Genomic DNA, 22,386 nt, shown 5'->3' with positions numbered 1-22,386 from the left:
GCAAAGTACGCGGCGGCCTTTTTTAGAATGTCGCGCTCCTCGGTCACTCGGCGCAACTCGGCCTTCAGCCGCCGAACCTCCGCGCTCTGGTCCACCTCGGCGCGCTGCACGACGCCGGGCTTGCCGAACTTGCGCAGCCAGGCGTACAGGCTGTGCGTGGTAACACCCAGGCGCTCGGCGACTTCTGCCACTTTAAACCCGCGATCGGTCACTTGGCGGACCGCCTCGACCTTGAACTCATCTGTATACCGCTTACTGCTCATGGACACCTCCGAATTAGCCATTTTCCATGGCCTTGAGATGTCTAGGAAAGCCTGGGCGTATCACCTGGCCCACGCACTACGCGTCATCAGCGACTGGATTGGGTTCTACAACCGGCAGCGCCCGCTGAAGATGATGACGCCTGACCAAGCCTATGCCGCTACATTAACCAACTGACCTGTGCAGAAACCGGTGGGTCATTACACAGTTGCGCTTCCCAAGCCACTCGTTGGCGATCACTTCGAACGTGTTGGCACCGAGCACTGCGCGCGCAGCGGCAGCAGCCTTCTTGTGCTCGCCCGGGTCGACGCCTTGGGCGAGCAGCTGGCGCGCGTTGTCCCGCCGCTGCCTGGCCAATGCCAGCGGCACGTCTGGGTAGACGCCGATGGCCAGCCGCTCTTCCTTGCCGCCGAATCGATACTTCAGGCGAAACCAGCGCCCGCCCTTCGGCGACTGCTCCAGATACAACCCGTCGCTGTCATATAGCCGTTGGGTCTTCGCGGCAGGTTTGGCGCGGCGTATTGCGAGATCGGTCAGTGGGGGCATCTGGTCGGCAGTTGGGGGCAGGTGCCCCAAAATATGCCCCCGACGTCGCATAGCTTGATACGTTCACGTACGCACCGCGTCGCACATGAAAAAGGCCGAGACCCCTTGTTTTACTGGGGTTCCCGGCCTTTCCAGGACCTCATCGGTCCGCTCATTGGTGGAGGTGGGCGGAATCGAACCGCCGTCCGGAAGCACTCCATCCCCAGCACTACATGCTTAGCCCTCCGTTAGATCTCGTTCCCAGGCAGCACGGCTGGCAAAGCGCACCTGGAAACCAGCCTGCTTTATCTGACCGGTAGCTGACAGGCGGCCACTACCGATGGTTCCGTGATAATGACCCTACACCTACGAGCACGGGCACAAGTAGGTTCGGGGGTTCGCCTTAGGCGGCTGTAGAACTACAACTAAAGCCAATTAAGCGGCGATAGCGAGGTCCGAACCGTAGTTGTCATCGTTGGCAACTAAAAGTTTGCTGCTGGATTAACGAGGAAAGCTGCCCCCTCGGCATGCGCCAAGCGACTTCGCGACCCCCGTCGAAACCAGTGCACCCCCCGGGGAAAGCAATAAAACGCTGACCTGATCAGTGTAGGGATCGGCGCGCCCTGTCACAAGTGGCGAGATGCGCAACGCTTACAGTGGCTTCAGTCCCGTACCGAACAGAACAGTCTGCAAACGAAGGAGCGAGGCGATGGCGACAGGCAAGCCCCCACGTTCGAAACCTGCACGCGCGCTACCGCGCAAGGCGGCTGCAAGCACGCAACAACCGGCGCGGCCGCGCGCAAGGCATGCGCAGCAGGCCGGGGCCCAGGAGAAGGCCGCAGTGACCCGCGTACAGGGCAAGGCGCGCACGGTGATCTACATCCATGGCATCGGCAACAAGCCGCCGGCCGATGTGCTGCGTTGTCAGTGGGACAAGGCCTTGTTCGGGCGGCTGATGGGCGAGCGCACGCGGCTGGCGTACTGGGTCAATCGCGAGCGCTATCCGGTGGCCGAGCCGGGCAATTGCGATGCGCGCGATGTGGGGCCGGCGCTCAATCAAAGCGTGCAGCGCGCCTTGAGTGTGCTCGGCCTGGTATCGGGCGAACAGGACCTGCACCTGTTGGCAGACGCGCTGGCGCAGAGCGAGCAGGAACGCGCCGATCTGCATCGGCTGCTGGACGAGCTTCAGGGCACGTCCGTGCCCGGCAGCGTGCAGGCCAGGGGCGCCATCGATGCGATCAACCGGGTGTTGCTGCGGCTGATTTCCGCTGCATTGTTGCAGGACGTGCATGACCTGTTCTTCGTGCCGGAACGTGCGGCGCTGATGCGCGAAAGTCTGGCGCAGCGGCTGCGCGCAGGGGGCGGGCCATTCGTGGTGGTGGCGCACAGCCAGGGTTCGATGATCGCCTTCGATATGCTGCGCCAGCTGAAGGCCGCCGACTGCGAGGTCAGTTTGTTCCTCACCCTGGGTTCGCCACTGGGCTTGCCGCAGGTGCGCAGCATGTTCAAGCGCTGGACCGGCAAGCGCAAACTGCCGTTCCCCGAGTGCGTGCAGCGCTGGATCAATGTGGCCGAAACGCGCGACCCGATCGCGCTGGCCCCGGACCTCACCGACGACATCGCCAACGCAAAAGGACGTTTCGAAAACCTGGCCGCTGCGCGCTTGAATCCGGAATGGCAGCGCAACCCGCATTCGGCGTCGGGCTATCTGTCGATTCCGCAGGTGCGCGCCGCGGTGCGCCACGCCGTGGGTGTGGGTTTCGATCAGCCGGTGTCCAATGCAGTGCTGATCAAGGATCTCAGCGAGCAGCTCGAAGCGCATGGCCCGGAGCACCGACACGATGTGCTGATCGAGCTGGATCGCCGCGTCTTGGGTCACGACCCTGCCGGTGTGCGCGCATTGCTGCTGCAGCATGTGCGTCAAGCTGCTGCGCGTACCACCGGCCTGAGCGGCGATGCGCTGGATGAGGCGATCGAACTTGAAGACAGCATGCAGCGTTTCGTGTCTGCGCGGCTGACCCGCTTCGAGATCGAATCGCTGCAGGATCGCTATCGCGCGTTGGGGTTTCGGCGGGTGTGGCGCGATGCCGGAAAACGCGCGTTGATCCATGTGTCGGGCAATGTGCTGCATGCCGATGCGGCACGCACGGCGTATCGCGCCCGCGGGCAGCAGATCGGTTGGGCGGTGCTGGATACCGGCATCGCGGCCGATCACCCGCATTTTTTCGTCAAGGGTGAGCGCGACAACGTGGTGGCACAGTGGGATTGCACGCGGCGCGGTGCGCCCAAACGGCTGGCCCGCGCCGATGGCACTGCGTTTACCCGGCTCGATCGGCATGGCCACGGCACGCATATCGCCGGCATCATCGCCGGCCAGTGTCGCGCGTCGATCCCGGGTGCAAGCGGCACGCCCGGTCGCACGCTGGAATTGGCCGGCATGGCGCCGGATGCCCAGTTGTACGGCTTCAAGGTGCTCGACAACGCCGGAAACGGCCGCGATTCGTGGACGATCAAGGCGGTGCAGCAGGTGGCCGACATCAACGAGCGTGCTGGCGAGCTGGTCATCCATGGTGTCAATCTGAGCCAGGGCGGCTGCTTCGACCCTGCGAGCTACGGCTGCGGGTTTACGCCGTTGTGCGACGAATTACGCCGGCTGTGGCGGCAAGGCGTGCTGGTGGTGGTCGCGGCCGGCAACGAAGGCCTGGCCTGGTTGATGCGCAACGACGGTGACGCATATGCGGCCAACATGGATCTGTCGATCAGCGACCCGGGCAATCTGGAAGACGCCATCGTGGTCGGCTCGGTGCACAAGAGCAGCCCGCACAACTATGGCGTGTCGTATTTTTCCTCGCGCGGGCCGACCGCCGACGGCCGCAGCAAGCCGGATGTGGTCGCGCCAGGGGAGAAGATCCTGTCGGCCTATTACGACTTCGCCCCGAACGACCCTGCGAGCCTGGTGGTGGAGATGAGCGGCACCAGCATGGCCGCACCGCATGTGTCCGGCGTGCTGGCGGGTTTCTTGTCGGCGCGCCGCGAGTTCATCGGCTTCCCGGACCGGGTCAAGCAACTATTGCTGGACACCTGCACCGACCTGCAGCGCGACCGCTATGTGCAGGGCAGGGGAGTGCCGAATTTGATGCGGATGCTTGGAGCGATGTGATTCGGGAGTCGGGATTGGGGATTCGCAAGAGCGGCGGGGCTAGCTTCGCCGCGCTGCATGTGTGGATCTCAAGCCAGCAGTGCAAAAAGCCACGCAAAACCGCTGTAGCCAATCCCTAATTCGCAATCCCAAATCCCCGCCCCTCACGCATCGCGATTATGCCGCCGCATCACGCGCTGCTTGTCGCGCTGCCAGTCGCGGTCCTTGGCGGCGTCGCGCTTGTCGTGATTCTGCTTGCCCTTGGCCAGGGCGATTTCCAGCTTGACCTTGTTGCTGCTCCAGTAAAGCGCGGTCGGCACCAGGGTGTAGCCCTCGCGCTCCACACGGGTGAGCACCTTGTCGATCTCGGCCCGGTGCAGCAGCAGTTTGCGGTCGCGCCGCTCCACGGGCACCGTGTGGGTGGAGGCCTGGATCAGCGGCGTGATCTGCGCGCCGATCAGGTAGATCTCGCCGGAGCGCACATAGGCATAGCCGTCGACGATGTTGGCGCGGCCGGCGCGGATCGCCTTGACCTCCCAGCCCTGCAGTGCCAGGCCGGCTTCGTAGCGTTCTTCCAGGTGGTATTCGTGGCGCGCACGCTTGTTCAACGCGATGGTTTTCGTGGCCTTCGCGCCGTTTGCTTTATCCTTGGTCTGTTTCTTGCTCATCCGCCCATTGTCGCCGATTCGGTGTCGTCAAACGATCTTCCGTCTTTCACAAGTTAGCGAATGCCTACCATCCGTCGCAGCGCCCTGGTTGAACACAGCGCCACCCGCATGTTCGATCTGGTCAATGATGTCGCCGCCTACCCGCGCCGTTTCGGCTGGTGCGACGCTGCCAATGTGCTTGAGCAGGACCAGGCGCACATCGTGGCGCGCCTGGATTTGGGGCTGGGGTCGTTTCGCACCTGGTTCACCACCGAGAACATTCTCGAACGCCCCGAGCGCATCGTCATGCACCTGCGCGACGGCCCGTTTAAGCGCCTGGAAGGCCTGTGGGAGTTCCAGACGCTGGGCGAGGGCGCCTGCAAGGTAAGTCTGACCCTGGAAGTGGAGACCAGCTCGCGGCTGCTTGGCCCGGCGCTGGCCTTGGGGTTTCAGGGCTTGGCCGACCGCATGGTCAACGACTTCGTGCGCGTTGCCGATCGCGGCGACGTCTAGGTTGCGCGGCGGCATGCGTATCGAAGTCGTGCTGGCGTGGCCGGATCGCTACAGTTCGGTACACCTGGATTTGCCTGAAGGCGCAACGGTGGCCGAAGCCGTCGCCACGTCCGGTCTGGTGTTGGAACAAGCCCCTGCCGCGCATGCGGTGCACGGGCTGATCGCGCGGCCGGAGCAGGAGTTGCGCGATGGCGACCGGGTCGAATTGCTCAGGCCGCTGTTGCTGGATCCGAAGGATGCGCGGCGGCGGCGTGCCGGACCAAGCAAAAAAGCAGGCTCAAATAGCTAGCGATTCCCGGCGCTGCGACGTGCGTCAGGTCGCTGCAAAGCCAGCGCTGCTGGCCGTTGTTTCGCAAAACCAGATGTGTTCGATGAGTTCGAATGAGCGCGCTCGGACCTACGACATGCCAGACGGCGTCATGGTTCGGTCCTGGCGGCGCCCTGCAGGGTCACTGAAGCGCTCTTTGGCATGAGCCAAAACGAAAAACGCATCTTGGTCCGATCAGACGATCACAACACCGTCGAGCAGCGGTATCAACGGCCGCGCTGTTTCTTCTTGTCGCGTGCCAGGTTGCGGCCGAACTGCTTGGGTGCGGCTTTGGCCAGCTGCTCGTCCTGCGACGGGAAATAGTCGCCTTCCCAGCGCACGACCTGTTCGTTTTCGAAGAACACCGTGAAATTCTTGATCTCGGTACGCGCCAGACGGTCCACGCGCTGCGTGGAGGTGTAGTCCCAGCGCTGGGCATGGAACGGGTCGGGGATCGAGGGCGTGCCCAGCAACGCGCTGACCTGCTGCTTGCTCTGGCCTACCTGCAGTTGCTCCACGGCGTTCTGTTTGATCAGATTGCCCTGGTAGATCGGCTGCTTGTAGATGATGCCGCAGCCAGCGGTGGAAAGAGCAACTGCGGCGACCAGCAGGAGATTACGCATCGGGGATTAAGTGCTGAGGAAATCACGCCGATGATACACTTCCGCCGGTCGCCGCGACCCGTTTGATGGCAGCTGGCGCTAAATCGCCAATGAACGGAGAACGTATGGAAACCCACGACCTGCGCAAAGTCGGGCTCAAGGTGACCCATCCGCGCATGCGGATCCTGGAACTGCTCGAACAGAAGAGCAATCAGCATCACCTCAGCGCAGAAGACATCTATCGCCAACTGCTCGACCACGGCGATGAGATCGGTTTGGCCACGGTCTACCGGGTGCTGACCCAGTTCGAGGCGGCCGGCCTGGTGCTGAAGCACAATTTCGAAGGCGGGCAGGCCGTCTACGAGCTGGATCGAGGCGGTCACCACGACCATATGGTCGACGTGGATACCGGTCATGTGATTGAGTTCGAGAGCGAGGAGATCGAGGCGCTGCAGCGCCAGATCGCCGCCAAGCACGGCTACGAACTGGAAGAGCATTCGCTGGTGCTGTACGTGCGCAAGAAGCGTCCGCGCTGAGTTTGGTGTCTGCAGAGAGGTAATGACAGGGCGGCTTGGCCGCCTTGTGCGTTCTGGGGGGTGTTGGTGGGTTTGCTGCAGGCCCATGCCCCCATCCGCCCTTCGGGCACCTTCCCCCGCAGGCGGGGGAAGGGAGACTCGTCAGCGGGGAGGGACTTCGTTAGAGGGAGGGGACTGGGCCTCTGAATGTGTGAGCTGCTCGCTGTGGTCAGGCGCTCTGCAGCAGCTTGCGGGCTGCCGCGCGTGCTTCCTTGCTCACTTCCACGCCGCCCAGCATCCGCGCCAGCTCTTCCTGGCGGGCCTGCGGGCCGAGCAGTTCGACCGCACTCTGGGTCATGCCGTCCACCGGTGCCTTGCTGACCCGGTAATGGGCGTGGCCCTTGGCGGCGACCTGCGGCAGGTGGGTCACGCACAGCACTTGGCGCTCTTCGCCCAGCGCGCGCAGTTTCTGCCCGACGATGTCGGCCACCGCACCGCCGATGCCCGAATCCACTTCGTCGAACACCATGGTGGGCACGCTGTCCAGGCCCAGCGCCGCCACTTCGATGGCCAGCGAAATGCGCGACAGCTCGCCACCGGAGGCGACCTTGCGCAAGGCGCGCGGGGGCTGCCCGGCGTTGGCGGCGACCAGGAATTCCACCCGTTCGGCGCCATTGGGGTCCGGCCGGGCGCTCTCGTGTGGCTGCAGTTGGATCAGGAACTGCCCGCCGCCCATGCCCAACTCGCCGATCAGTGCGGTGGTGGCGGCCGACAACGCCTCGGCGGCGGCGGTGCGGCTGTCGCTGAGCGCACCGGACGCGTTGCGCCAGGCGCCGGTGGCGGTTTCGATGTGCTTGTCGAGCTGCTGCAGGCGCTCGTCGGCGCCGCGCAGGCTCTCGACCTCGGCAGTCAGATGGTCGCGATGCGCGGCCAGCTCGTCCGGGGTGACGCGGTGCTTGCGCGCCAGGTCGTGCAGGCGGCCGAGGCGGCGTTCCATCGCCTCGAACTGGGCCGGGTCGGCCTCCAGGTCGTCGCGCACGCGGTCGAGCAGGGCCAGCGCTTCCTCGATCTGGATGACGGCGCTGTCCAGCAGCGCGTCCACTTCGCCCAGGCGCGGTTCGTGCTCGGCCACGCGCGATAAATCGTGGCGGCTGTCCTGCAACAGCCCCAGGGCGCTGGCGCCGTCGTCGCTGTTGAGCTGCTGGGCGACGCTGTCGCAGGCACCGATCAGCTCGGTGGCATGGGCCTGGCGGCGGTGATTGACGTCCAGTGCGGCTATCGCGGCCGGGTCCAGGTCCTCGCGTTCCAGTTCGGCCAGTTGGTGCTCCAGAAAGCCGATCCGGTCGGAGACATCGCCCTGCGCAGAGAGGGCGTCGCGCTCGTCCAGCAGCGCCTGCCAGCGTTGGCTGGCCTGGCGCACCTGCTCGCGCTGGGCGCTGTTGCGGGCATAGGCATCGAGCAGGGCGAGCTGGCTGTGCCGGGCCATCAGCGCCTGGTGCTCGTGCTGGCCGTGGATTTCCACCAGCTTGGAGGCCAGTTCGGCCAGCTGCGAGGAGGTGACCGGTCGGCCGTTGATCCACGCACGCGAGCCGCCGTCGGCGCGGATGATCCGGCGCAGCTGGCATTGCGCCTCGTCGTCGAGTTCGTTGTCGGCCAGCCAGCTCAGGCCGGGGTGCTCGGCCGGCAGCTGGAATTCGGCCGACAGTTCGGCGCGCTCGGCGCCATGACGGACCACGCCGCTGTCGGCGCGCAGGCCGGACAGAAAGCCCAGCGCGTCCACCATCAGCGACTTGCCGGCGCCGGTTTCGCCCGATACCACCGTCATTCCCGGCCCGAATTCCAGTTCGGTGGCACGGACAACGGCGAAATCCTTGATCGAGAGGTGTCTGAGCATGAGGTCGAGTGTGAATGCTTTTGGGAAGCTTAAGGTGGCAGGGGCAGACGGGGAATCGGACGCTTGCCATCCCCGGGGCCAGACATTATCTATGCGCTGTCTCACCGGATGATCCCATGCGCGCGTCCCAGTCCCCAATGCTCGACCCCCGCGCCCGACAGTTGCTGCGCACCCTGATCGCGCGCTACATCCGCGACGGCGAGCCGGTAGGCTCCAAGACGCTGGCCCAGCATGCCGGGTTGGATGTCAGCCCGGCCACGATCCGCAATATCCTGGCCGACCTGGAAGACGTCGGCCTGCTCAGCTCCCCGCATACCTCGGCCGGGCGCGTGCCCACCGCGAATGGCTACCGGGTATTTGTCGACAGCCTGGTGCAGATGCAGCCGCCCAGCGAAGAAGAAGTGCGCCGCCTGCGCGCGGAGCTGGCCAGCGGCAACGGGACGCAATCGTTGCTGGGCAGCGCCTCGCAGATGCTGTCGGCGATGAGCCACTTCGTCGGTGTGGTCAGCGCGCCGCGCCGCGAGCAGTTTGCGTTCCGGCATATCGATTTCGTGGCGCTGGACGCGCGCCGCGTGCTGGCAATCCTGGTGTTCGCCGACAACGAGGTGCAGAACCGGGTGATCGAGCCGCGGCGCGCCTACGAGCCGGCCGAGCTGGAACGGGTGGCCAATTACCTCAATGCGCAGTTCGCCGGGCGCGCGCTGGCCGACATCCGTGCCTGTCTGCTGCGCGAGCTGCGCATGGCCAAGAACGAAATGGAGCAACTGCTGGCGCACAGCGTGGACCTGGCCAGCGAGGCGCTGGTGCCGGCCGATGCGGACGACATGGTAATGGCCGGGCAGACCCGGCTGATGGGCGTACAGGACCTGTCGGACCTGGATCGCCTGCGCGAACTGTTCGAGGCCTTCGCCAGCAAGCGCGAGATCCTGCAGCTGCTCGAACGCACCATCCAGGCGCCGGGCGTGCGCATTTTCATCGGCGAGGAAACCGGCATGGTGTCGCTGGAAGACGTCTCGCTGGTCACTGCATCTTATGCCGCCAATGGCCAGGTGCTGGGTGTGCTGGGGGTGATCGGGCCCAAGCGCATGGCCTACGACCGGCTGATTCCGCTGGTGCAGACCGCCGCCGACGTCCTGGGTGCGGCCATGGAGTCGCCCGGCACGCGATAACCGGCATCGATCGGCGCAATGGTTTTTGCTTGAAACGCGCGCGAGCGCCCATATACGGGGTGACGTTGGGGCGGGCGTTCCGCTTGCCCGGGAACTGCACATGAACCAAGACCACCCCGAATTCGACTCCGAAGACCTGTCCCAGAACCCGCCCGAGACCGATCCGCTCAAGGCCGAGATCGAATCGCTGCGCAGCGAGATCGCCCTGGTCAAGGCCGACGCCCTGCGCGAGCGCGCCGACCTGGAAAACCAGCGCAAGCGCATCGCCCGCGACGTGGAAAACGCGCGCAAGTTCGCCAACGAGAAGCTGCTCGGCGAGCTGCTGCCGGTGTTCGACAGCCTGGATGCAGGTCTGACCGCCGCCGGCACCGAGCCCAGCCCGCTGCGCGATGGCCTGGACATGACCTATAAGCAATTGCTCAAGGTGGCCGCCGACAACGGCCTGACCCTGCTCGATCCGGTCGGCCAGCCGTTCAACCCGGACCAGCACCAGGCGATCAGCCAGGGCGAGGCCGAGGGCGTCGCGCCGGGCCATGTGGTGCAGGTGTTCCAGAAGGGCTACCTGCTCAACGATCGCCTGCTGCGCCCGGCCCTGGTGGTCGTGGCCAAGCACGACTGAAGCGCAGCGCCGGCTGAACTGCCAGGCGCAGGCATGAAACACAGATGTGCGCCGGTGGCTTGAACACCTGCGCACCACCCCCACATCTCAGCCAGACCCGGCGTCGCCGGACACAGCTACAGAATTATCAGGAGCGTATCCATGGGCAAGATCATTGGTATTGACCTCGGCACCACGAACTCGTGCGTGTCGATCATGGACGGCGGCAAGGCCCGCGTCATCGAAAACTCCGAGGGCGATCGCACCACGCCTTCGATCGTCGCCTACACCAAGGACGGCGAAGTGCTGGTCGGCGCCTCGGCCAAGCGCCAGGCCGTGACCAACCCGAAGAACACCTTCTACGCGGTGAAGCGCCTGATCGGCCGCAAGTTCACCGACGGCGAAGTGCAGAAGGACATCTCGCACGTGCCGTACGGCATCCTGGCGCACGACAACGGCGATGCCTGGGTGCAGACCAGCGATGCCAAGCGCATGGCGCCGCAGGAAATCTCCGCGCGCGTGCTGGAAAAGATGAAGAAGACCGCCGAAGACTTCCTCGGCGAGAAGGTCACCGAAGCGGTGATCACGGTGCCGGCGTACTTCAACGACAGCCAGCGCCAGGCCACCAAGGATGCCGGTCGCATCGCTGGTCTGGACGTCAAGCGCATCATCAACGAGCCGACCGCCGCAGCACTGGCCTATGGCCTGGACAAGAACGGCGGCGACCGCAAGATTGCCGTGTACGACCTCGGCGGCGGCACCTTCGACGTGTCGATCATCGAAATCGCAGAAGTCGATGGCGAGAAGCAGTTCGAAGTGCTGGCCACCAACGGCGACACCTTCCTGGGCGGCGAAGACTTCGACAACCGCGTCATCGAGTATCTGGTCGATGAGTTCAACAAGGATCAGGGCATCGATCTGCGTAAGGATCCGCTCGCACTGCAGCGCCTGAAGGACGCCGCAGAGCGCGCCAAGATCGAGCTGTCGTCCAGCCAGCAGACCGAAGTGAACCTGCCGTACGTCACCGCCGATGCGTCGGGCCCGAAGCACCTCAACATCAAGTTGACCCGTGCCAAGCTCGAAGCGCTGGTGGAAGACCTGGTCAAGAAGTCGATCGAGCCGTGCCGCACCGCGTTGAACGACGCCGGCCTGCGCGCCAGCGACATCAACGAAGTGATCCTGGTCGGCGGTCAGACCCGCATGCCGAAGGTGCAGCAGGCGGTTGCCGATTTCTTCGGCAAGGAACCGCGCAAGGACGTCAACCCGGACGAAGCGGTGGCTTTGGGTGCGGCGATCCAGGGCGGCGTGCTGGCCGGAGACGTCAAGGACGTGCTGCTGCTGGACGTGACCCCGCTGTCGCTGGGCATCGAAACCATGGGCGGCGTGTTCACCAAGATCATCGAAAAGAACACCACCATCCCGACCAAGGCCTCGCAGACCTTCTCCACCGCCGAAGACAATCAGTCGGCCGTGACCGTGCACGTGTTGCAGGGTGAGCGCGAGCAGGCCCGCTTCAACAAGTCGCTGGCCAAGTTCGACCTGTCCGGCATCGAGCCGGCGCCGCGCGGCATGCCGCAGGTGGAGGTGTCGTTTGACATCGACGCCAACGGCATCCTGCACGTGTCGGCCAAGGACAAGAAGACCAACAAGGAACAAAAGGTCGAGATCAAGGCCGGTTCGGGTCTGTCGGATGAAGAGATCCAGCGCATGGTCGCCGACGCGGAAGCCAACCGCGAAGAAGACAAGAAGTTCCAGGAGCTGGTACAGGCCCGCAACCAGGCCGATGGTCTGATCCACGCCACCCGTACCGCGATCACCGAGCATGGCAGCAAGGTCGGTGGCGATGTGATCGGCAAGGTGGAAGCGGCGCTGTCGGATCTGGAAACCGCCATGAAGGGCGACGACAAGGCGCAGATCGAAGCACGCACCAAGACGCTGGAAGAAGCCGGCCAGTCGTTGTACGCAGCAGCTGCGGCGGCAGAGCAGGGCGGTAACGCCGATGCGGCCAGCGGCAACGCCCAGGCCTCCAAGGCCGCCGACGACGTGGTGGACGCCGAGTTCACCGAGGTCAAGGACGACAAGAAGTAAGCCGTGATTTGGGAGTCGGGAGTGGGGATTGGCAAGCTCTAAAGCGCGCCATCCCCATCCCGGTATCCTTAACGCGTCGCGTCGCCAGGGCGGACCAGCACACGCTGTCCGCTTTTGCGTTTCAACGAATCTCAAATCACGAATCCCGAACCCCGGCTTATGAGCAAACGCGATTACTACGAAGTGCTGGGCGTTGCCCGTGGCGCCAGCGACGAGGAGCTGAAGAAGGCGTACCGGCGCTGTGCGATGAAGCACCACCCGGACCGCAATCCTGGCGATGCGGCTGCCGAAGTGGCGTTCAAGGAATGCAAGGAAGCCTACGAGGTGCTGTCCGATGGCAATAAGCGGCGTGCCTACGACGCACACGGCCATGCGGCGTTCGAGCACGGCATGGGCGGTGGGGGGGGGCCGGGTGGCCCGGACATGGGAGATATCTTTGGCGATATCTTCGGCAATATTTTTGGCGGTGGCGCCGCCGGTCCGCGCGCTGCGCGACGTGGTGCCGACGTCGGTTACGTGCTGGAACTGGATCTGGAAGAAGCCGTCGCCGGCATCGAGCGCCGCATCGAGATTCCCACGTTGATCGAATGCGCGCCCTGCCATGGCAGCGGTTCGGAAGACGGCAAGGTCGAAACCTGCGGCACCTGCCATGGGCGCGGCCAGGTCCGCATCCAGCGCGGCATTTTCGCCATGCAGCAGAGCTGCCCGCATTGCGATGGCCGCGGCACGCTGATTCAGAAACCCTGCAAGACCTGCCACGGTGCCGGTCGCGTGGAAGAAGACAAGGTGCTGTCGATCAAGGTGCCGGCCGGTGTGGATACCGGCGATCGGATTCGTCTTGCAGGCGAGGGCGAAGCCGGTCCGGCCGGCACGCCGCCGGGTGACCTGTATGTGGAGGTGCGCGTGCGCGAGCATGCGATCTTCCAGCGCGACGGCGACGATCTGCATTGCGAGGTGCCGATCCGTATTTCGCAGGCGGCGCTCGGCGATACCGTGCGGGTGGCGACTCTGGGCGGCGAAGCGGAAATCCGCATCCCGGCCGAGACCCAGACCGGCAAGCTGTTCCGTCTGCGCGGCAAGGGCGTGCGTTCGGTGCGTAGCCGCAGCGAAGGCGATCTGTATTGCCGCGTGGTGGTGGAAACGCCGGTCAATCTCACCGCCGATCAGCGCGAGCTGTTGCAGCAGTTCGAAGCGACGTTCACCGGTGAGGATGCACGCAAGCATTCGCCCAAGTCGGCCACTTTCATCGATGGCGTCAAGGGGTTCTGGGATCGGATGACGTCCTGACCCAGGTGGCGTGATGTCACGATGGCCCAGCGTGCGGCTTGCTGCGCGTCGGGCTATTTTTTTGGTTGTCCCGAAAGGCCGCACGCGATGCGGCCGATGTGCGTTGACGCTGCAGATGAAACGCGATGTCAGCGTGAGAATTGCCGGTCCGTGCGTGCTTTTCAGCAACGCCTCGGTGTGAGATGTCCAGCGTCATGCACGCACATTGCACATGCGTTTTGAAGCATCGTCAGTGCCTTTAGACACGCGCTGCTGCCCGCAATGCGAGCCAAAGCCATCCCTGATCGTGCATTCGGGCCATTGGATTGCAGCATCGGTCGATGCGCCTCAGCGTCTCACCTCGCGCAACGATGGTATTGCCAATCATGCTGCACTGGCGACTTTGAGTATCTGGCCTTGGTGTGTAGGACCGAGTGCGCGTGTTCAACAGCGCCAGTGCCGGCGACATCGTTCATCCACGACATCCTTGCAAGGTTGAGCGGATAATCGGTGTCCTCTTTTCCAGCACGGCCGCCCGCATGAGCGATGCAACCGACAGCCACCTCGTCCATGGTCGCCGCCAGCGTCCGGACGGCCCTTCGCCGATCGATGTGATTTCGGTGCAGTCGCAATTGGTCTATGGCCATGCCGGCAACAGCGCTGCGGTGCCGCCGTTGCGCGCGCTGGGGCTGCGTGTGGCCGAAGTGCCCACCACGCTGCTGAGCAACGCGCCGTTCTACGCGACCCTGCGCGGGCGCATCCTGCCAGCCGACTGGCTGGCGGATTTGTTGCTGGGCGCCACCGAACGTGGCTTGCCGCAGCGTGCACGCATGTTGGTGTCCGGCTATTTCGGCAGTCTGGCCAATGGCGAAGCCTTCGCCGACTGGCTGGAGCAGACCTTGCCGCAGGCGCCGCAGCTGCGCTATTGCCTGGACCCGGTGATTGGCGACACGCACACCGGCCTGTATGTGGAACCCGGGCTGGAGCGCGTGTTCGCCGAGCGTTTGCTGCCGCACGCCTGGCTGGTGACGCCCAACGCGTTCGAGTTGGGGCGGTTGACCGGCTTGCCGAGCCTGCAGCAGGGCGATGCCATCGTTGCCGCGCGCGCGTTGCTGGCGCGGGGGGCGCAATGGGTGCTTGCACACAGCGTGGCCGGTGCTGCGGGTGAGCTGGTGACCCTGGCGGTCAGCGATGCGGCGGTGTATCGCTGGGCCAGCCCGCACCTGCCGGTCGATGTGGCAGGCACCGGCGATGTGCTGATGGCCTTGCTGATTGGCCTGCTGTTGCGCGATGTGCCGTTTGAGCTGGCGGTGGGGCATGCGCTCAGCGGAGTGCATGGCGCGCTGGAAGCGACCCTGGCTGCGGGTTTCGAGGAATTCGACGTGCTGGCCGCGGCGCCGGCCGCGCTTGCCGCGACGCCGCGATTTGCCGTCGAGCGATTGGCATGATCGCGCAGCCGGTGGTCGGCATCGTCGGCATCGCCGGTGCGTACGGGCGATGGCTGGCGCAGTTCCTGCGCACGCGCATGCAGTTGGAGGTGATCGGGTCCGATCCGGCCGACAGCGACAGCATGGATGAGGCCACGCTGGCGCAGCGTGCCGACGTGCTGATGTTCGCCGCGCCAATTCGCCACACTGCGACATTGATCGAGCGGTATGTGGAACTTACCGGCGCACGTGCTGCCTCGCAGCTATGGCTGGATGTCACCTCGATCAAACAGGCGCCGGTCGCTGCAATGCTGACCTCGCAGGCGGACGTGGTCGGCCTGCATCCGATGACCGCACCGCCAAAATCGCCAACCTTGAAAGGACGCGTGATGGTGGTCTGCCAAGCGCGGCTGCGGCATTGGTCGGCGTGGGTGCACAGCTTGTGCAGCGCGCTGCAGGCCGAATGCGTGTACGCCACGCCAGAGCACCACGACCGCGTGATGGCGCTGGTGCAGGCGATGGTGCATGCCACTCACCTGGCGCAGGCCGGCACCTTGCGCGACTACGCACCGCTGCTGGGCGAGCTGCGCGCGCTGATGCCGTATCGCTCGGCATCGTTCGAACTGGATACCGCGGTGATCGCGCGCATTCTTTCGCTCAATCCCTCGATCTACGAAGACATCCAGTTCGGTAACCCGTATGTGGGCGAGATGCTCGATCGGTTGCTGTTGCAGTTACAGCAGCTGCGTGCGCTGGTGGCGCAGGGCGACGACGCCGCGCGTGCGCAGTTCCGCACCCAATTCCTGCACGACAACGTGCAAGCCCTGCAGCACGACGCGCTTGCGGCAGGCAATTACACCTACGAGCGCGTGGGCTATTTGCTGGCCGATCTCACCGAGCCGCTGACCTTGAGCGTGTATCTGCCCGAAGACCAGCCCGGCTCGTTGCGCGCATTGCTACATGTGTTCGAGCGGCATGGGGTGAACCTGTCGTCGATCCACTCGTCGCGCACGCCGGTGGGCGAGCTGCATTTTCGAATCGGGTTCGAGGTGGCAAGCGATCATGCAGCATTGGCGCAGGCAGCGAGCGAGATCGATCGCAGCGGGATCGGTCGGGTGCTGGAACGTTCCGATGGCTAGTGGCGTGACGAAGCCCGCTCCCAGCGCAACCGATTTCATCCACACAGGGTGTGGATGAAACTTGCACAAGCGTGTGGATAACTGCGCGTAGCCCTTGCAGCGCAAGCGTCGTGCGGTAGCTGGTCAAAAATTGACCAGTGCCGCCTGGAGGCAGCTAGCTGTAGGACGACGGCGGCTTCAAACCGTCCCATGGCCTTGAATCGACGCGCGATCCCCGTACACCTCGGCTCCTGCGCGCCGCCTGCCGCTGCACGATGACAACGCGCCGGGTTTGGTGGTCGTTCCTAGAGCGCGGAAAGGCGTAACTCGCCGCCGTCGGTGACGAAGCGCTGCCCCTGACGTTGCAGATGTCGGCCATCGGGAAGCTCGTAACGCGGCGCCGATTGCGGGTTTGCGCGCGGTTGTTGCTCGTCGCGGAATTCGATGATGACGTAGGGCTCGCCATCTGCACCGATTGCGGGAAATTGCCGGAAAGACATACGCACCTCCGAAAGTTCCTAAGGTTGCAGTGCAGATCGCGATGGACCCGCACGCCCGGCGCCGGGCCGGTACGGCGAGCATGCGCACACAGGTGTTACCCAGATGTCGTGATGCAGTGGGATGCGCAGTCCTGTTGGTTGAGCCCGCCAGGCGAGGTGAAGACGGTGCTTGGCCACTTCGACCAGCTGCTCTGTACGTGTGCGTCGCATATGCAGTCTTTGGTTGGACCAGGGCGTGAAGCGCGCTGAAGCGTCGCTGGGCACAACAGCCAGCCACCTGCGTGGCGGTTGGGTCCGGTGTGTACGCTATGCGCGAACCACTGGATGCCAAGCTGCGGCATCGCGACGTCTCTCGCACAATCATGCAATTGCCTGACATCACCGCGTCCGCCCGACGCGCCGCCAGCCCTTCAACGGCTCAGCTGCAACGCATCCCGGTCGGCGGTAGCCGCCGCCAGTTCGGCACGCGCTGAGGCGATGCGTGCCTGCGCATCGATCAGGCGCACGCGCGTGTCGTTGGCGGTTTCCTCGCGCTGGTTGACCAGGAAAAAGTCGCCTGAGCCCAGCTCGAAGCGCCGCCGCTCGGCCGCGGCCAGGCGGTCTGCCAGGCCGCGTTCCTCATCGGCGATCTTGGCCAGCCGTTCGGCGGCATTGAGCGAGATGACGATCGATTCGACCTCGATCGAGATCTGGTCGCGCAGGAAACGGCTGCGCTGATCCAGCGCTTCGATCTCGGCGCGCGCTTCGGCCACGCGGCCCCTGGCGGCGCGGTTTTCCAGCGGCACGCTGAAACGGAAGCCGATGACGGCGTCGGTCAGCGACCGGTTCGGGCCGCCGACGCCGGGTGGGCCCAGATCCTTGCTGACTTCCACGCTGACATCCAAGCGTGGTTTGAGATCGTTCTGCGCCAGCATCAGCCGCGCGGTGGCCTGGTCGATGCGGGTCAGCACGGCGCGGTAATCCGGGCGCTCCACCGGCGCGGTGATCTTGCTGGCGCCGGCCAGTCCTTCCAGCGCCAAGGTGTCGGCCGGCAGGCGTTCGGCGGAAACGATCAGCGGCATGCCGGCGTCGTCGCGCAAATACAGCGACAAGGCATTGGCCGCGTTGGCGAAGTCCTGTTCCGAGCGCACCGCCAAGGCGCGACGGCGGACCAGATTCTGGTCGTTTTCGGTCAGCAGGATGGTGGGGCGCGCTCCGAGCGTGACCTGTCGCGAAATCGCATTGCGGCGTTGCTCGGCCAGTTGCAGCAGCTCGTTGTAGGCGCGCAACTTCAGCCCGGCGGCGACCCAGTTCTGGTAGGCATCCACTGCGCGCCGCTGCACGCCGATGGCCACCATTTCCGCCTCGTACTTGGCCACATCGATATCGGTACTGGCAATACTGCGCTTGGTGCGGCGTTCGTCGATCACGCGGTCGCGCAGCAGCGCATACAGCGCGCCCACCTTCACTTCGCCACCGCGATCGGTGTAGGACTTGTCCTCGTAGATCGGGAAGGAGCCACGCGAGGAGCGGTAGCCACCGTAGTAATAGCCGCCGTTCTCTTCGAACGGACGCTTGACCCCAGTTTCGATCATACTGCCATCGTAATAGCCGGCCTCGCGCGAGCGGCCTTCGATGTCGAACACCGTGTCGAAGGCGCCATCGGCCGAGATGCCCTTGCCTTCGGCCTGGCGCACCTTTGCCAGCGCTTCGACGATCTGCGGTGCGGAGCGTGCCGACGACTGCAGCACCTCATCCAGCGCCAGCGCCGCGGTCTGGCCGAAGGCCGCAACGGGGCAGAGCGCGATCAACAGGACGACAAGACGGCCGATCATTTCTTACCCGTCGCTTCGTCTTCGGCCTTGGGCGCGACCGGTTTGGCCTTGCTCTCTTCCTGCGTGGTCGCAGCCGGGCGCCGGCCGAATTCCAGCGGGAAGTTATTGAGCTGGCGCCACAGTTCGTAGCCGACCTTGACCGTTTCGCCCTGCACCCAGCCGCGCACCTTGCCGCCCTGGCGGGCGAATTCCTGCGCCGGCCACGCCGGTTTGCCCGGCATCGGCTCCACCAGGATGCGGAACAGCCCATCGGGCGCGGCATTGGGGTCGATGGCGCGCACCCGGCCGTCGAACATGCCGTGCGCCACCGACGGCCAACCGCTGAACTGGATCGCCGGCCAGCCTTCGAATTCCAGCCGCACCGGGCGGCCGGGACGGATCAGCGGCACGTCGCGGCCGTCGATGTACAGCTCGACCGCGCGTTCCACCCGTTCGGGTGCGATCACCGCCAGCACGGTGCCCGGCGAGACCATGGCGCTGCCGCTGGCGGCATTGAGCTGCTGCACGCGGCCGTCGCGCGGGGCACGCACCAGCTGTGCAGACTGGCGGTCCAGCTGGATGTCGATGCGGGTCAGCTTGGCGCGCGATTCGGCCAGCTTGGCGTCGGCTTCGGCCACCTTGATCTGGGTCAGCTCGTAGTCGCGGCGGCCGGCCAGGCCTTCGGCCAGCAATTGCCTGCTACGCGCCACGTCGATGCTGGCCACCGCACGCGATTGCTGGATGGCGGCGATTTCCGCCTGCGCCTGTGCGCGTTCGCTGGCCAGGCGGGTGAGCAGGTCCGGGTCCAGATCGCCGACACGCGCGATCGGGTCGCCCTTGGAAACATGCTGGCCGTCATGCACGTACCAGCGCTCGACCCGGCCCGGCACAAAGGCGGTGACCGGTTGCTGACGATCGCTGGGATCCAGCGACACGACCTGGCCCTTGCCGCTGGCGGTCTGTACCCACGGCGCCAGTGCCAGGATCGCCGCAGCGATGCCGATGCCGATCAACAGCATCCAGGCGACTGCCTTGGCGATGCTGGGCGGACGCATCGCCGCCAGGGTAGGGAAGTGCGCCAGGCGATCACGAGCGTGCGGCATGCGACACCTCCCGCGTGGATGCGATCAACTCGGCGCGTGTGGCGTAGCGTTGCTGGCGCTCCGGCTCAAGCCGGAACCAGCCATCCAGGGTGATGTCCTCCGGCCTGCCGGTGCACAGCAGTACCGTGGTTCCTGCATCCTTCAAGCGTCGCAGAACCTGGGTCAGGCGCTCGGCCGGGATGAGGTCGTACAGCTGCGACAGCATCAGCACGCGCGGGCGCACCAACAGCGCATTGGCCAGCTTCAGCGCCATGACCTCGCCAATCCACAGCGGGAATCCGGACGCGGCAAGGTGGGTGTCCAGGCCTTGCGGCAACGCGGCGATGCGTGCGCGCAAGCCCACCGCATCGATGGCTTGCAGCATCGCTTCGGAGGTTACATCGGCCGAGGCCATTGCCAGGTATTCGCGAATGGTGACCTCCACGATGGTCGGGCGGTCGAGCACGGTGACTTCCGAACGCAGCAGGTACATATCGAAGGTGGCCATGTCCGCGCCGCCCACCATCACCAGCCCGCGGTCGGGAACGACGTGGCGCTTGAGCACCATGGCCAGCAGGCGCTCGGCGCCGCCGTCGGCCAGCGTAACCAGCTGCTCGCCGGCCTCCAGCGCGAAATCGAAACGCGCGCCCTCGATCGCCACGCCATCCAGGCGCACCCCGCTGTTGCGCGGCGCCTCGCCGGCGGCAAGCACCTGGCGCTCCTGGGGGATGGCGTACAGCAGCGACAATTCCTCCGCGCTGGCCACCAGGTCGTAGAAAATGTCCAGGTAGCTGCCCAGCTGTGCAATGCCGTAGAACACTGCGCTCAGGATCAGCTCGGCTGCCACCAGCTGGCCGATCGACAGCTCGCCGCGCAGGATCAGGCCGCCGCCCAGCGCCAGCAGCGCCGCACTGGCCACCGCATAGGTGAGCAGGAACGCCAGCGTCTGGGTGAAGGTGTAGCGGAAATGGCGACGATGCCGGTCGACATAGTCGGCGGTCACCTTTTCCGAGCGATCCATCGCGAAGTTGAGATGGCGGCTGGATTTATAGAACCCGTTGGACCCGCCGACGCTTTCCAGCCAATGCGCGGCGTTGTGCTTGGCCTGGCTCAGTTCGACCGCCGAACGGATCGAGCCGCGCGACCAGATCATCCAGATCGAGAAGATGGTCAGCAGCAGCAGCGCGTTGAAGCCGAGGAAGAACGGGTGATAGAAGCTGGTGACGATCAAGCCGACCGCCGACTGCAGCACGATGGTGAACGCACCGACCGCCAGGCTGGGTACTGCCTTTTGCACCACCACCAGATCGAAGTAGCGGTTGAAGACATCGCCGCGGTTCTGGTCGGCGAAGAACGGGTTCTGCGCATGCACCGCGCGCACGGTGATCTCCGCCACCACGCGTGGGAACAGGCGACGCTCGAACAGCGCCATCACCCACACCCGCATCGCGCTGAGCGCCGCCACCAGCAACAGCAGAGGCCCAGCAGCAGGCCGGACAAGGTCCACAGTGGCGTGGGCAGCGCGGTGTTGGCAACGCTGTTGATCAGCAACTGCACCGAGATCGGCGTGGCCAGCGACAGCAGGCTGATCGCAACGCCGTACACCAGGGTCAGGCGCACATACGGCATGTCCGGGCCGACAATTTCGGTCAACCAGCTCGCCGCTTCCCGCCATCCAATCCGCTTGGCCGCCATTCGAGATCCGTTGATGAGTTCAGTGAAGCATTGACGAGTTGCCGGCCCGCCAACAAGGCCGTCGCGCTTATTTGCCGCATAGGATTTTCCTATGCAGCCAGCGCGCGCAGCAGATTGGCGATCAGACCGAAGGCCGGTGCGCGACCGGCACCCTGGCGCCAGAGCACACCGATCTCCCGATAGTAGCGCCCGCCTTTGACAGGTCGCACCACCACGTCGTCGCCTTCGCGGATTTCCTGGCGCACGTACAGGTCTGGGAGCAAAGCAAGACCCATGCCCATGTCGGCCATCTGGCGGATCGCGTCCAGGCTGGTGCCTTCGTAATCGCGCAAGACATTGGCACCCACGTCCATGGCGATCGCGGCGACCTGTTCTGCCAATCGGTATTCCGGCATCAAGGTCAGCAAATTGGCCCCGCGCAGATCGGCCGGGGTGATGCAGGTCTTGGTGCGCAGCGGATGATCGGCGGCCATGGTCACATGCAGCAGTTCGCGAAACAGCCGCTCGCTATGCAGGCCGCGGCCGGCCACCGGCAGTTGCGCAAGGACCAGATCGTGCGTGCCGTTGCTCAGGTCGGCGGCAAGTGCGGTTGGCAGGCCTTCGCGCACATGCACGCGCAGGGCCGGATGCTCGCGATGCAGGCGTGCCACCAGGCTTGGCATCAGATAGGCGCCGAGCGTGGGCGAGACGCCGAGGCGAATGGTGCCGATCAAGGTATCGGCGGCGGTGGCGCGGACCTCTTCCAGATCGGTGACATCGAGCAGGATGCTGCGTGCGCGGCGCGCCGATGATCGCTTCCAATGCGCGGATCTGCTGCGACAACGATGGCTGCGAGACGCCCATCTGCTCGGCGGCGCGGGTAAAGCTGCCGGTATCGGCCAGCGCGACGAAATAGCTCAGCTAGCGAAGGGTGGTCTTGGGGCGGGGCATGGGGTCACATCGGATTGCGTGGGTGTAACGACGACCCACTGAAATCCTGCTCAGGTGTTACTTTTCCCAAAGGAGACACCGATGAGCGACGTGATGGAAGAAGAGATCAAGGGTAATCCCCCCGCTTTTAGCGTTCGCCAAAAGTGGAGCTACGCGGCCATCGCCAATTTCATTGCTGGGGTGATGCCGCCGAGCGCCATGTTGGGGCGTTCATGGTTGTACGTCCATAGCCAGCGCGTGGCTTTGTCCTGAACCTGCTCGATGGTGTCGAACAACGTTGTTGCCAGCCACGCGTAGCGGACGGTGCGGTTATAGCG

Annotated in this window: 19 protein-coding genes, 1 other RNA gene and 3 pseudogenes; 11 read left to right on the top strand and 12 right to left on the bottom strand. The window is 64.9% G+C overall.

Annotation, left to right across the window (positions count from 1 at the left end):
* Nucleotides 1–263: pseudogene (locus XAXN_RS07190) on the bottom strand (transposase); the annotation flags it as partial.
* A gap of 37 nt (nucleotides 264–300) precedes the next feature.
* On the opposite strand from XAXN_RS07190, the gene XAXN_RS22420 reads away from it, so the two are divergent.
* The gene (locus tag XAXN_RS22420) at nucleotides 301–438 is read left to right on the top strand and encodes a hypothetical protein (protein ID WP_209018938.1); all 138 of its coding nucleotides are present in this window, start codon (nucleotides 301–303) and stop codon (nucleotides 436–438) included.
* On the opposite strand, the gene XAXN_RS07185 is transcribed toward XAXN_RS22420, so the two are convergent.
* Both XAXN_RS07185 and ssrA read right to left on the bottom strand, forming a co-directional pair.
* Entirely contained in the window at nucleotides 427–807 is a 381-nt protein-coding gene (locus tag XAXN_RS07185; RefSeq protein ID WP_241148239.1) for an Arm DNA-binding domain-containing protein, read from the bottom strand. The genes XAXN_RS22420 and XAXN_RS07185 overlap by 12 nt on opposite strands.
* Nucleotides 808–962: 155 nt before the next feature.
* Nucleotides 963–1,359, bottom strand: a transfer-messenger RNA (tmRNA) gene (gene ssrA / locus XAXN_RS20855).
* 136 nt (nucleotides 1,360–1,495) lie between these two features.
* On the opposite strand from ssrA, the gene XAXN_RS07180 reads away from it, so the two are divergent.
* Nucleotides 1,496–3,946: a S8 family serine peptidase gene (locus XAXN_RS07180; protein ID WP_054319036.1), complete on the top strand. Its 2,451-nt coding sequence runs from the start codon at nucleotides 1,496–1,498 to the stop codon at nucleotides 3,944–3,946.
* Between the two features lie 143 nt (nucleotides 3,947–4,089).
* On the opposite strand, the gene smpB is transcribed toward XAXN_RS07180, so the two are convergent.
* Nucleotides 4,090–4,593 (bottom strand): SsrA-binding protein SmpB, encoded by a 504-nt coding sequence (gene smpB, locus XAXN_RS07175; protein WP_005913721.1) that lies wholly within the window; start codon nucleotides 4,591–4,593, stop codon nucleotides 4,090–4,092.
* Nucleotides 4,594–4,653: 60 nt separating this feature from the next.
* Here smpB and XAXN_RS07170 point away from each other — a divergent pair, with 60 nt between their 5' ends.
* Complete coding sequence (locus tag XAXN_RS07170; RefSeq protein ID WP_054319035.1) at nucleotides 4,654–5,085, top strand: type II toxin-antitoxin system RatA family toxin; 432 nt, start codon at nucleotides 4,654–4,656, stop codon at nucleotides 5,083–5,085.
* A 1-nt stretch (nucleotide 5,086) separates the two neighbouring features.
* Nucleotides 5,087–5,374 carry an RnfH family protein gene (locus XAXN_RS07165; RefSeq protein WP_054319034.1) on the top strand — a complete coding sequence of 96 codons (288 nt, stop codon included), beginning with the start codon at nucleotides 5,087–5,089 and terminating at the stop codon, nucleotides 5,372–5,374.
* Between the two features lie 245 nt (nucleotides 5,375–5,619).
* On the opposite strand, the gene XAXN_RS07160 is transcribed toward XAXN_RS07165, so the two are convergent.
* Nucleotides 5,620–6,015, bottom strand: coding sequence for an outer membrane protein assembly factor BamE (locus tag XAXN_RS07160; RefSeq protein WP_003483624.1), 396 nt, complete (start codon nucleotides 6,013–6,015; stop codon nucleotides 5,620–5,622).
* 104 nt (nucleotides 6,016–6,119) lie between these two features.
* Here XAXN_RS07160 and fur point away from each other — a divergent pair, with 104 nt between their 5' ends.
* Nucleotides 6,120–6,530, top strand: coding sequence for a ferric iron uptake transcriptional regulator (gene fur, locus XAXN_RS07155; RefSeq protein ID WP_005988392.1), 411 nt, complete (start codon nucleotides 6,120–6,122; stop codon nucleotides 6,528–6,530).
* 208 nt (nucleotides 6,531–6,738) lie between these two features.
* On the opposite strand, the gene recN is transcribed toward fur, so the two are convergent.
* A complete protein-coding gene (gene recN, locus XAXN_RS07150; protein ID WP_054319033.1) occupies nucleotides 6,739–8,403 on the bottom strand; it encodes a DNA repair protein RecN in 1,665 nt (554 codons plus the stop codon).
* 137 nt (nucleotides 8,404–8,540) lie between these two features.
* Between recN and hrcA the strand changes: the two genes are divergently transcribed.
* The 6 genes from hrcA to XAXN_RS07120 all read left to right on the top strand — a co-directional run bounded on the left by hrcA (nucleotide 8,541) and on the right by XAXN_RS07120 (nucleotide 16,090).
* Nucleotides 8,541–9,572 carry a heat-inducible transcriptional repressor HrcA gene (gene hrcA / locus XAXN_RS07145; RefSeq protein WP_054319032.1) on the top strand — a complete coding sequence of 344 codons (1,032 nt, stop codon included), beginning with the start codon at nucleotides 8,541–8,543 and terminating at the stop codon, nucleotides 9,570–9,572.
* A gap of 100 nt (nucleotides 9,573–9,672) precedes the next feature.
* Nucleotides 9,673–10,191, top strand: coding sequence for a nucleotide exchange factor GrpE (gene grpE / locus XAXN_RS07140; RefSeq protein WP_003483633.1), 519 nt, complete (start codon nucleotides 9,673–9,675; stop codon nucleotides 10,189–10,191).
* Nucleotides 10,192–10,332: 141 nt separating this feature from the next.
* Nucleotides 10,333–12,258: a molecular chaperone DnaK gene (gene dnaK / locus XAXN_RS07135; protein WP_054319031.1), complete on the top strand. Its 1,926-nt coding sequence runs from the start codon at nucleotides 10,333–10,335 to the stop codon at nucleotides 12,256–12,258.
* 159 nt (nucleotides 12,259–12,417) lie between these two features.
* Entirely contained in the window at nucleotides 12,418–13,545 is a 1,128-nt protein-coding gene (dnaJ, locus tag XAXN_RS07130; RefSeq protein ID WP_054319030.1) for a molecular chaperone DnaJ, read from the top strand.
* Nucleotides 13,546–14,063: 518 nt separating this feature from the next.
* Complete coding sequence (gene pdxY / locus XAXN_RS07125) at nucleotides 14,064–14,972, top strand: pyridoxal kinase (protein ID WP_054319029.1); 909 nt, start codon at nucleotides 14,064–14,066, stop codon at nucleotides 14,970–14,972.
* Nucleotides 14,969–16,090, top strand: a complete 1,122-nt coding sequence (locus XAXN_RS07120) for a prephenate dehydrogenase (protein WP_054319028.1) — start codon at nucleotides 14,969–14,971, stop codon at nucleotides 16,088–16,090. Before pdxY ends, XAXN_RS07120 begins: the two co-directional genes overlap by 4 nt.
* A gap of 284 nt (nucleotides 16,091–16,374) precedes the next feature.
* Here the strand turns inward: XAXN_RS07120 and XAXN_RS07115 are convergent, their stop codons facing one another.
* From XAXN_RS07115 to XAXN_RS07090, 6 genes and pseudogenes are all read right to left on the bottom strand, one after another.
* On the bottom strand, nucleotides 16,375–16,569 hold the full coding sequence (locus XAXN_RS07115) for a hypothetical protein (RefSeq protein WP_008577231.1): 195 nt from the start codon (nucleotides 16,567–16,569) through the stop codon (nucleotides 16,375–16,377).
* Nucleotides 16,570–16,979: 410 nt separating this feature from the next.
* Nucleotides 16,980–18,383: a TolC family protein gene (locus XAXN_RS07110; protein ID WP_054319027.1), complete on the bottom strand. Its 1,404-nt coding sequence runs from the start codon at nucleotides 18,381–18,383 to the stop codon at nucleotides 16,980–16,982.
* Complete coding sequence (locus tag XAXN_RS07105) at nucleotides 18,380–19,465, bottom strand: efflux RND transporter periplasmic adaptor subunit (protein ID WP_054319026.1); 1,086 nt, start codon at nucleotides 19,463–19,465, stop codon at nucleotides 18,380–18,382. Before XAXN_RS07105 ends, XAXN_RS07110 begins: the two co-directional genes overlap by 4 nt.
* Nucleotides 19,449–21,139, bottom strand: a pseudogene (locus XAXN_RS07100) (ATP-binding cassette domain-containing protein). Before XAXN_RS07100 ends, XAXN_RS07105 begins: the two are co-directional and overlap by 17 nt.
* Before the next feature lie 89 nt (nucleotides 21,140–21,228).
* Nucleotides 21,229–22,039 (bottom strand): annotated as a pseudogene (locus XAXN_RS07095) (hydrogen peroxide-inducible genes activator).
* Between the two features lie 179 nt (nucleotides 22,040–22,218).
* Nucleotides 22,219–22,386, bottom strand: a 168-nt coding sequence (locus XAXN_RS07090) for an integrase core domain-containing protein (RefSeq protein WP_144422740.1), incomplete at its 5' end; no start/stop codon positions are given.

Source organism: Xanthomonas axonopodis (genome assembly GCF_001304695.1).
In the GTDB taxonomy this organism is placed as follows: Bacteria; Pseudomonadota; Gammaproteobacteria; order Xanthomonadales; family Xanthomonadaceae; genus Xanthomonas; species Xanthomonas axonopodis.
Note: the sequence above shows the minus strand (reverse complement) of the source record. Positions and strands in the feature narration are given on the sequence as shown.

Coding starts and splice junctions, on each gene's coding strand:
- XAXN_RS07110 (WP_054319027.1), bottom strand. CDS start 18,383: ATGATCGGCCGTCTTGTCGTCCTGTTGATCGCGCTCTGCCCCGTTGCG.
- fur (WP_005988392.1), top strand. CDS start 6,120: ATGGAAACCCACGACCTGCGCAAAGTCGGGCTCAAGGTGACCCATCCG.
- pdxY (WP_054319029.1), top strand. CDS start 14,064: ATGAGCGATGCAACCGACAGCCACCTCGTCCATGGTCGCCGCCAGCGT.
- XAXN_RS22420 (WP_209018938.1), top strand. CDS start 301: ATGTCTAGGAAAGCCTGGGCGTATCACCTGGCCCACGCACTACGCGTC.
- hrcA (WP_054319032.1), top strand. CDS start 8,541: ATGCTCGACCCCCGCGCCCGACAGTTGCTGCGCACCCTGATCGCGCGC.
- dnaK (WP_054319031.1), top strand. CDS start 10,333: ATGGGCAAGATCATTGGTATTGACCTCGGCACCACGAACTCGTGCGTG.
- XAXN_RS07180 (WP_054319036.1), top strand. CDS start 1,496: ATGGCGACAGGCAAGCCCCCACGTTCGAAACCTGCACGCGCGCTACCG.
- XAXN_RS07185 (WP_241148239.1), bottom strand. CDS start 807: ATGCCCCCACTGACCGATCTCGCAATACGCCGCGCCAAACCTGCCGCG.
- XAXN_RS07170 (WP_054319035.1), top strand. CDS start 4,654: ATGCCTACCATCCGTCGCAGCGCCCTGGTTGAACACAGCGCCACCCGC.
- XAXN_RS07115 (WP_008577231.1), bottom strand. CDS start 16,569: ATGTCTTTCCGGCAATTTCCCGCAATCGGTGCAGATGGCGAGCCCTAC.
- XAXN_RS07120 (WP_054319028.1), top strand. CDS start 14,969: ATGATCGCGCAGCCGGTGGTCGGCATCGTCGGCATCGCCGGTGCGTAC.
- smpB (WP_005913721.1), bottom strand. CDS start 4,593: ATGAGCAAGAAACAGACCAAGGATAAAGCAAACGGCGCGAAGGCCACG.
- grpE (WP_003483633.1), top strand. CDS start 9,673: ATGAACCAAGACCACCCCGAATTCGACTCCGAAGACCTGTCCCAGAAC.
- recN (WP_054319033.1), bottom strand. CDS start 8,403: ATGCTCAGACACCTCTCGATCAAGGATTTCGCCGTTGTCCGTGCCACC.
- XAXN_RS07160 (WP_003483624.1), bottom strand. CDS start 6,015: ATGCGTAATCTCCTGCTGGTCGCCGCAGTTGCTCTTTCCACCGCTGGC.
- dnaJ (WP_054319030.1), top strand. CDS start 12,418: ATGAGCAAACGCGATTACTACGAAGTGCTGGGCGTTGCCCGTGGCGCC.
- XAXN_RS07105 (WP_054319026.1), bottom strand. CDS start 19,465: ATGCCGCACGCTCGTGATCGCCTGGCGCACTTCCCTACCCTGGCGGCG.